The sequence below is a fragment of the Candidatus Eisenbacteria bacterium genome (genome assembly GCA_016867495.1).
In the GTDB taxonomy this organism is placed as follows: domain Bacteria; phylum Eisenbacteria; class RBG-16-71-46; order CAIMUX01; family VGJL01; genus VGJL01.
Genome location: VGJL01000134.1, coordinates 1 through 6952 on the forward strand (window position 1 = coordinate 1; position 6952 = coordinate 6952).

8 protein-coding genes are annotated in these 6952 nt (G+C 67.4%); all 8 read left to right on the forward strand.

Translation table 11 applies throughout. The features are described from left to right. Positions 1-1028: RNA polymerase factor sigma-54 (gene rpoN / locus FJY88_10515; GenBank protein MBM3287765.1), on the forward strand; the 1028-nt coding region annotated here is incomplete at its 5' end. A 27-nt stretch (positions 1029-1055) separates the two neighbouring features. Beyond that, a complete protein-coding gene (raiA, locus tag FJY88_10520) occupies positions 1056-1598 on the forward strand; it encodes a ribosome-associated translation inhibitor RaiA (protein ID MBM3287766.1) in 543 nt (180 codons plus the stop codon). Between the two features lie 49 nt (positions 1599-1647). Continuing rightward, entirely contained in the window at positions 1648-2613 is a 966-nt protein-coding gene (hprK, locus tag FJY88_10525; GenBank protein MBM3287767.1) for an HPr(Ser) kinase/phosphatase, read from the forward strand. A gap of 1 nt (position 2614) precedes the next feature. Continuing rightward, positions 2615-3010, forward strand: coding sequence for a PTS galactitol transporter subunit IIBC (locus FJY88_10530; protein ID MBM3287768.1), 396 nt, complete (start codon positions 2615-2617; stop codon positions 3008-3010). After that, a complete protein-coding gene (locus FJY88_10535; protein MBM3287769.1) occupies positions 2848-3504 on the forward strand; it encodes a PTS sugar transporter subunit IIB in 657 nt (218 codons plus the stop codon). The genes FJY88_10530 and FJY88_10535 overlap by 163 nt, the downstream gene beginning before the upstream one ends. Continuing rightward, on the forward strand, positions 3285-5666 hold the full coding sequence (locus FJY88_10540) for a DUF1926 domain-containing protein (protein ID MBM3287770.1): 2382 nt from the start codon (positions 3285-3287) through the stop codon (positions 5664-5666). Before FJY88_10535 ends, FJY88_10540 begins: the two co-directional genes overlap by 220 nt. Beyond that, positions 5663-6376: a PTS sugar transporter subunit IIC gene (locus tag FJY88_10545; protein ID MBM3287771.1), complete on the forward strand. Its 714-nt coding sequence runs from the start codon at positions 5663-5665 to the stop codon at positions 6374-6376. Before FJY88_10540 ends, FJY88_10545 begins: the two co-directional genes overlap by 4 nt. Next, on the forward strand, positions 6373-6952 hold a 580-nt coding region (locus FJY88_10550; GenBank protein ID MBM3287772.1), incomplete at its 3' end, for a hypothetical protein. The genes FJY88_10545 and FJY88_10550, both read left to right, overlap by 4 nt.

Below are 6952 nucleotides of genomic sequence, written 5' to 3' on the forward strand. Positions count from 1 at the left end.
CGCTGGCCGAGTATGTTGTCGGCATGCTCGACGACCGCGGGTGGATCCTCGACTCGAACGCGCAGATCGCCGAGGCCGTGGGGGCGACGGAAGGAGAAGTGGCCGCGGTGATCGCGAAGCTCCAGACCTGCGAGCCTCCCGGGATCGGCGCGCGCGACCTCAGGGAGTGCCTGCTTCTGCAGCTCAGGGCGAGGGGGCTCGAGGGAAGCGTGGCCTGGCGGGTCCTCGACGAGCAGTGGGACAACCTGACCAAGCGCAAGCACGCGGAGATCGCGCGGGAGCTGAAGGTCCCGCTGGAGAGGATCCAGGAGGCGACCGACCAGATCGCCACCCTGCGTCCCCACCCGGGACGTCTCGTGACGGCCGACGACATCCGCTACATCTATCCGGATCTCATCGTCGAGAAGATCGGCGACGCCTACGAGGTCTACCTGAACGACCGCTCGATCCCGCGCCTGAGGGTCAGCCGGGCCTACGAAGGGGTGCTCCTGGGCATGGGGAGTGGAGATCCCAAGGCGCGGGAGTATGTCCAGGGCAAGCTCAACTCGGCGCGCTGGCTCATCCAGGCGATCGAGAAGCGCAGGCGCACGATGATCCGCGTGATGGAGGCGATCCAGGACGAGCAGCGCGACTTCTTCGAACACGGCGTGTCGCACTTGAAGCCGATGACGCTGCAGGATATCGGCTCCCGCGTCGGGATCCACGAGTCGACCGTGGCTCGCGTCACGAAGGGCAAGTACGTGCAGACGCCCCGCGGGGTCTTTCCCATGAAGTTCTTCTTCTCCAGCAGGCTCCACACGCAGTGGGGGGAGGACGCGTCGGCAAAGGCGGTGAAGGAGAGGATTCGAGAGCTCGTCGACGGAGAAGAGAAGAACAGCCCTCTCTCGGACGACAGGATCGCCAAGATCCTGCAGGGGGAGGGGATCCAGATCGCGCGCAGGACGGTCGCGAAGTACAGGGAGCAGATGAAGATCGACAAGGCGCAGTTCCGCAAACGCCACCCGAAGCGGGGGGAGGCGGGCGAGTAGCGGGGCGGCCCGCAACGAGGAGGAACGATGGATATCATCACCACCGCGAGAAGGTTCGAGATGACTCAGGGCGTCCGGGATCACGCCGAGAAGCGGCTGCAGAAGCTCGCCCGCTACTCGGACCACATCCAGGAAGTCCATCTCGTGCTCGCGCAGGAGAAGCACAGACAGATCGCGGAGTTGACCGTGCACGCCAGCGGGGCCGAGCTGACGAGTCGCGAAGAGAGCCACGACATGCTCTCGTCGATCGACAGCGTGGTGGACAGACTCGAGCGTCAGGTGAAGAAGCTCAACGCAAGGATGAAGGACCGCAAGTCCCGCCGGCCGGTGCCGATCGGCGTCCCCGTGGAGGAGGGGGATCTGGCCGAAGTGGAGCCGGAGGAGGAGTGGAGCCCCGTGGTGGTGCGCGGCCTGCAGTGGCATCCCGAGCCGATCTCGGTCGAGGATGCGATCCGGCTGATGAGAGAGAAGGACAACGATCTGCTTCTCTTCAAGAACGCCCGCAGCGGGAAGGTCAGCCTGGTCCATCTGAGGCCGGACGGGAACTTCGGGTTCGTCGAGGCGGAGTGACCCGGATGCCGGACGATCGCCTGAAGGCCTCCCCGCCGGGGGGAATGCGATGACAGGCCTGTCGATTCGCGAGTTCTACGAGCAGGCGGGGGCCCAGGCCCAGCTGAGGATCCTCGGCAAGGGGCTGTCGAGCCGGCAGCCCATTTCGGTGAGCGACCTCAACAGGCCTGGGCTCGCGCTCACGGGGTTCGTCGACAACTTCTCGTGGGAGCGAATCCTGATCTTCGGGCAGACGGAGGTCAGCTATCTCCTGACACTCGGGGACGAGGCGCGGAAGAGGGCGCTCGAGCACGTCTTCCAGTTCCCGATCCCCTGCGTCGTCGTGAGCAAGGGGCTCACGCCCCCGGCTCCGCTCTGCGAGCTCGCGGACGACAGGCAGATTCCGGTGCTCGGCTCCGAACTGGAGACGACGCCGCTCATTCACACCGTCACCTCGTTTCTCGAAGAGACCTTCGCCCCCTCGACCTCGATGCACGCCTCGCTTGTCGACGTCTATGGCGTAGGTCTCCTCATCACCGGGCGCAGCGCGATCGGCAAGAGCGAGTGCGCCCTCGACCTGGTGGAGAGGGGCGCCCGGCTCGTCGCGGACGACATCGTCACGATCCGCAGGCAGCGCAACGTGCTGATCGGCTCCGGCAACGAGATGCTCCGCCACTGCATGGAGATCCGCGGGATCGGGATCGTCGATGTCCAGAGCATCTTCGGAATCCGCTCGATCAGAGCCCGGAAGCGCGTCGAGGTGGAGGTGAACCTCAGGGAGTGGGACGCGACGGAGGACTACGAGCGCCTGGGTCTGGAGGAGAGGCAGACAACGATCCTGGACGTCAGGATCCCTCTCGTGGTCGTGCCGATCTTCCCTGGCAAGAACATCACCGTGATCGCCGAGACGATCGCGCTGAACTACCTCGTCAAGGCGTACGGGTACAGTCCCGCGGAGCATTTGAACGAGAACCTGCTCCAGATGATCCGCCGCAAGAAGAACCTCGAGATCCTGGCTCGGGACGATCTGGAATAGGATGATGGCGACGGAGGTCTTCGGGATTCTGGTGACGCACGGCTCGCTGGGCGACGAGCTGGTCCGCACTGCGGAGGCGATCGTGGGTCCCCAGGAGGGGATTGCCGTGCTCAGCAACGCCGGGGCTTCCCTCGAGGATCTCGCCTCCAGGCTCAAGGGGCTGATCGAGGGGCGCGCCGCCCGGGGCGCGCTCTTTCTCTTCGTCGACCTGCTGGGCGGAAGCTGCGGCCACGCATGCCAAGAGATCCTGCGCGTCGATCCGCGGACGGTCCTCTTCTCAGGCGTGAATCTCCCGATGTTCCTCGAATTCCTGCACCAGCGCGACCGTGTCGGCATCGAAGAACTCCGGGAGCGGCTGCTCGCGAAGGGTCGCAACGGGATCCAGTGCCTCTCGTGATCCCCTTCGCCCTTGTGCGCGTGGACGACCGTCTGCTGCACGGCCAGGTTTCGCTCGGCTGGCGGGGAGCCCTGGAGCCGCGCTCGTTCGTCATCGTCGATGACGAGGTGGCGTCCGATCCCTTGAGCGCCGCTCTCTTCGAATCGGCCGTTCCGGATGGATGCCGGCTCGTCGTCCTGAGCGCCGCCGCGTTCCTGTCGGGGAAGGGGCTCGAAGGGATCGATCCGTCCCGCTCGATCCTCTTGCTCCGCGGACTTCCTCAGCTGCGGTCGCTGTGCGAAGGGGAGTTCCTTCCGGCCGAGGTCAACCTCGGCGGAATCCACTTTCGAGAGGGAGCCCGCCGCTACAACGACTACCTCTTCCTCACCGACACGGACCTCGCGGCGGCGAAGGATCTATTGCGGAGGGGGATCCCGCTCTACGTCCAGGACCTCCCTTCAGCCCCAAAGCGGCCGCTCGCCGACGTCCTGGCGGCCACAGGAGAAGGAGCGTGAAGCAGCTTCAGCTATGCATCGTGATCCACAACCACCAGCCGACGGGCAACTTCGACGGCGTGATAGAGGAGGCCTATCGTCTAGCCTATCTTCCTTTCCTCGAAGCGCTCGAGGAGCAGCCGCACGTGCGGATCGCCCTCCACAACTCCGGCTGCCTCTGGGAGTGGCTTGAGGCGCGCCATCCGGAGTACGGGCGCCGTGTGGAGGCGCTCGTCGCCTCGGGTCGGATCGAGCTCATGGGCGGGGGTTTCTTCGAGCCGATCCTGCCGCTCTGGCCCGAGCGCGATCGCAGGGGGCAGATCAGGCGGATGTCGCGATTTCTGCGGGAGCGTTTCGGAGTCGAGCCCCGCGGCATCTGGCTGGCCGAACGCGTCTGGGAGCCCCATCTGGCGAGCGACCTCGCCGCCGAGGGGATCGAGTATCTCTGCCTCGACGACACCCAGCTCCTTCAGGTGGGAGTCAAGGACGAGGATCTGCGCGGCTACTATCTGACGGAGGACTCGGGCGCGGTGGTGGCCGTCTATCCCATCCAGATGCGCCTGCGCTACGAGATCCCCTTCGCCCCGCCGGAGCAGGTCATCGAGACGCTGCGCGCTTCCGCCGACCCGGAGCCCGGAACGATGCGCCTCTTCGGCGACGACGGCGAGAAGTTCGGCGTCTGGCCCGGGACCCACAAGCTCTGCTACGGGGAAGGGTGGCTGAGGCGGTTCTTCGACCGACTTGGGCAGGAGGGTTCGTGGCTCAGCCTGGCGCTTCCGTCGGAGCACAGGATGCGCACTCCGCCCCGCGGCAGGATCTACCTGCCCGCGGGCTCCTACAGGGAGATGACCGAGTGGGCCCTTCCTCCCGACGCCCAGGAGATCTTCAGCGAGACGTCGCGATTCCTGCGCGACTCGGGGCGCGGGGATGCCGAGGCGCTGCTTCTCAAGGGCGGGACCTTCAGGAACTTCCTCGTTCGCTACGCCGAATCGAATCAGATGCACAAGAGGTGTCTCCTCGCGCACTCGCGACTCGATGAGGCGGGCGACATCTCCGAGGGGCTTCGCGACGAGATCCGCGATCATCTCTGGCGCGCCCAGTGCAACTGCGCATACTGGCACGGCGTCTTTGGAGGGCTCTACCTGCCTCACCTGAGAGACGCCATCTATCGGGAGATCTTGACCGGGGAGGGGAAGCTCGATCGCGCCGTGCGCGGGTCGGACCGCTGGGCCGAGGCCGCGCTCTACGACTACGACGGCGACGGCGAGCGAGAAGCGATTCTGCGCTCTGACAGGCTCGAGCTTCACGTCTCTCCGCGCTGCGGAGGAGGGGTGCTGGAGCTGGACGACAAGGTCGGCGGACGAAACCTCGTCAACACCCTCACGCGCCGGCGGGAGGCCTATCATGCCCGCTTCCGCAAGGAGGAATCGGCGAGCGATGACGGAGCGCGGACGATCCATGGCCGATTCGAGACCAAGGAGGAGGGCCTCGATCGCTTCCTGAGATACGACCGGGGCCGGCGGATGGGCCTGTCGGATCGGATCTTCCTGACCCCGCCGACGATCGAGGATGTCACGGGGGAAGGGGGCGGCCTCGGCTGCGGCGCGCGCGGTGGGGCCTACGAGGCCGATCTGGCCACCGGAGACGGCTGGGCGGAGGCGATCCTGAGGGGTCGGTTCACGCTCGATTCCTCCGGGGAGCGTGGGGTCGCCATGTCGAGAACCCTTCGCATCCACGCCGGAGAGTCCCGAGTCGACGTGATCTGCGAGATCCGTTCCCTGGCGGCCATGCCCCTCAGATTCCACTTTGGCCTCGAGTGGATCCTGAACCTCCTCGCGGGGCGGGCGCCGGATCGATTCGTTCTTGTCGACGGCGTGAAGCCCGAGGATCCTCACCTGGCCGGAACGGGGGCCCACCCGGGAGCCGCCTCGGTCTCGCTGGTCGATGAGTGGTCCGGGACCCGGGTCGATCTCTCGGCGGAGGGCGCGGCGGCCTGGTTTCGGGGACCCCTCGAGACGGTCTCCCTCTCTGAGACCGGCGCGGAGCGGGTTTTCCAGGGCACAATCCTGACGCCTGTCTGGGAGATCGATCTCGGAGCGGGCGCGGCGATCCGGAAACGGATGAGCCTTGCGATCTCCCATTCGGGCGCTTCGAGCCGATCTGAGGGAGGTCCGGCCGCGTGAGCTTCATCCCGTGCGGCGTAGTCCTGATCGCGATCTGGGGCGGACTCTGCTCCGCCGATCAGCGCTCGCTCGGGGGAAGACAGATCCATCAGCCGATCGTCGCGGCGGTCGGCGCGGGTCTGCTGCTCGGAGCGCCGATCCCGGCGCTCCTGGTCGGTCTCTGGCTGCAGCTCGTCTGGCCGGTCACGATGCCCGTCGGGGGAAGGCTCCTGCCCGACACGGGCGCGGCCGGCGCGGCGGGAGGCGCGACGGCCGCGCTCATAGCCGGTCCGTTGGGGGTCATCGCCGGCATCCTGCTGGGCCTCTTGCTCGGCTTCGCCTCGATCCCATGGGAGAGGCGCTTGCGAGAGCGCAACGCCGCGATGGAGGAGGCGGCTCTCGAGCGGCGCGGAGGAAAGGGCCTGGGTCGGGCCGTGGCGCGCGGGATCGCCGGACCTTTCTCGCGCGGGGCCCTCTGCGCCCTGTTCGCCGGGACGGCTGGGTCTCTGCTTTCTCCCAGACTCGCGGACCCGGTTACCTTGGCGGCGCTCGGCCCGTGGATCGGGACGGCGCCCGGCTCGCTCATCGGCGGGGCCGCCTGCGTGGGACTGGCGACGCTCCTCCATCGCGCGAGGGCGGAGTCCGGCACCGGGAGCGTCCGGTGGGTGGCGGGGGGCTTCCTGGGAGGACTGCTCGCCTGGCTTCTGCTCCATCGGGGGGCGGGCGGATGAGGACCCTGCCGTCTCTCCTGCTGCGCGGCTTTCTGCTCCAGTCTCTCTACAATTTCAAGGGCCAGCAGCGGGGCGGCTTCCTCTGGATCGTGGCCGGATCGAAAGGACCGGCCGGGCGCGGACCGTTCAACACCAACCCGACCCTCGCGGGGTATGCCATCGGCCTCTCCGTGTCGAGGCCGGACGAGTTCGAGCGGGTTCGCCCCGCCCTGACGGCGGCTCTCGGGGCTCTCGGGGATCGGATCCAGCTCGGCTTGCTCCGCCCGCTGTCGGTCGTCGCCGGCCTGCTCGGCGCCATGGCCGGTCCGCTGGCGGCCGCGGCGGCACTTCTTCTGGTATACAATCCGCCAGAGCTTTACCTGAGGTGGAGGAGTCTCGCCGGCGGCCTCGAGGGGGAGAAGCGAATCCTGGCCGATGTCGGCAAGGGGTGGATTCCGCGAGTCGGCCCTCCCCTCGCTAGGCTGCTCGCGATCGCGATCGGGGGGCTCGCCGGCCTTTGGCTCGCGCCGCTCCTCGCGGCGGGGAGGTTGGGGGATGCCCTTGCCGGCGCGGTCGGCGTTCTCCTGGCCGTCTGGC